The organism is uncultured Fibrobacter sp., assembly GCF_937877005.1.
Taxonomy (GTDB): Bacteria; Fibrobacterota; Fibrobacteria; order Fibrobacterales; family Fibrobacteraceae; genus Fibrobacter.
The window spans coordinates 1-1,739 of the sequence record NZ_CALEFV010000266.1; the positions used below are offsets into that span (position 1 = coordinate 1).

Consider the following 1,739-nt stretch of genomic DNA (forward strand, 5'->3'; position numbering starts at 1 on the left):
AAAAAGAACAAGCAAAAAGCATTATAATAGGAGATATTGATTACTTTAAACGTGTAAATGACGCTTATGGACATAATGCAGGAGCATTACGAGGAAGGTGGCACAGTAGCAGCTATCTGCGCTGCACCGAGTGTAGTCCTCAGCCTTCTTCCTGATATTACAGGAAAGAAGATGACCTGCTATGATGGCTTTGAAGAGGCACTTCAGGCCAAGGGTGCGGAATACGTAAAGGAAGGCGTAGTGACTGACGGCAACATCATTACCGGACGTGGTCCAGGCTGGGCTGTCGAATTCGGTCTTGCCATCCTCGCCCATATCAAGGGTCAGGAAACAGCAGACAAGGTAAAGGCCGGTAACATCTTCGAGCAGTTTGCGAAAGACGCCGGATCTGACCCGCTTCTGTTGCTGCGTGCCCGTGAATCCGCTGTCGAAAGCGAACTGAATGCAGCCAAGCTCGAAACCGACATTTACGACCTTTATCTTGAACTGTTGCAGTATGCAGGAAAGCTTTCCAAGGAAGGGGTGCAGAACCACCTAGTAGGGGGGCTCAAGTAGTATGGCCGAGGCCCGCGGATTTAGCCTTCTGGAAAGGTTCGAACTCAAGTACCACATTCCCGTGGAATGGGCGGACCGTATCGGCGCATTCCTTGCTCCGTACTGCGAAGAAGACTATTACTCTAAAATTACGCCGGGCGGATTCTACTGGATTACGAACCTCTACTTGGATTCGCCTTCTTGGACGTTCCTCGGCTGGAAAAAGAAACAGTTGCTGGATCGCTTCAATATGCGCATTCGCACCTATGGTGAACACCCGGCTCAAGGCGGAACGTTCCGCTTTGAATGCAAACGCAAGATCAAGAACATTTGCTATAAGAGCCGCGGAACCATCAAGGGCATTAACCCGGGCGAAGTCTGGAACATGAAACCCGAAGACTGGCCGTGCAAGGGCGAAAGGGACCGCATGTACGTGAAGGATTTCTTGTACAAGACGGAACTCTACAATGCGCACCCGCGCCTTTTGACCCAGTACAAGCGCCGTGCCTGGTTTGGCCTTCGCGAAGAATATTCCCGCGTGACGATCGATACAGGCATGCGCTTCCGCGAAGAAAACGGTTTTGATTATACGGTCGATCCGCATTACATGCACTCGACGGGGCTTCCGAGATTTTTCCAGCCGGCATGCGATGCCGTGCTCGAACTCAAGTGCCCCTGCTCCCAGGTGCCGTACTGGATGTTTGACTTGATCAAGTTCTTGAACTTAAAACACGCTGCCTTCTCCAAATTCGGCAATGCCGCCGCAGAATGGAAACGTGTATACGAAAATCCGCGTCGCTTTAAGACTCCGTACTGGACGAAGCTTGCCGTAGGCGCTGGCGAAAATTATTAAAATAGAAGAAAGTTTTTGCGAGGATACCTCTATGGATATCAAAAAGATTCTTTTGGCTGGTTCGGCAGTGACCGCAATGGTTCTTGCCACCTCTTGTTCCAGTGACTCGTCTACGGAACCGGATCCTGCGGATCCGACCGTTTCTTCGTCTTCGGAAGGTGGTACGAATCCTGACCCGACTTCGTCTGCGGGCGATACTCCTGCGACGGGTTCTTCGAGCAGCGTTAGCGGTGACGTTCCCAAATCTTCGGCTGCTGAAGTGGTTGATTCTTCGTACACCCAGATGGCGATTACCGAAATCATGTATAATGCTGACGATGGTTCCGCATTGGAATGGGTCGAAGTGACAATC

General features: G+C 51.0%; 2 protein-coding genes and 1 pseudogene. All 3 read left to right on the plus strand.

Translation table 11 applies throughout. The annotated features are described in order from the left end of the window. Positions 1–66: 66 nt before the first annotated feature. The gene (locus Q0628_RS11830) at positions 67–555 is read left to right on the plus strand and encodes a DJ-1/PfpI family protein (protein ID WP_298771241.1); all 489 of its coding nucleotides are present in this window, start codon (positions 67–69) and stop codon (positions 553–555) included. A 1-nt stretch (position 556) separates the two neighbouring features. Next, a complete protein-coding gene (locus tag Q0628_RS11835) occupies positions 557–1,387 on the plus strand; it encodes a polyphosphate polymerase domain-containing protein (protein ID WP_298771242.1) in 831 nt (276 codons plus the stop codon). A 31-nt stretch (positions 1,388–1,418) separates the two neighbouring features. Then, positions 1,419–1,739, plus strand: a pseudogene (locus tag Q0628_RS11840) (lamin tail domain-containing protein); the annotation flags it as partial.

Bases quoted from the DNA above. Each gene is read 5' to 3' on its own strand.
- Q0628_RS11830 (WP_298771241.1), top strand. From the start codon at position 67: ATGGACATAATGCAGGAGCATTACGAGGAAGGTGGCACAGTAGCAGCT.
- Q0628_RS11835 (WP_298771242.1), top strand. From the start codon at position 557: ATGGCCGAGGCCCGCGGATTTAGCCTTCTGGAAAGGTTCGAACTCAAG.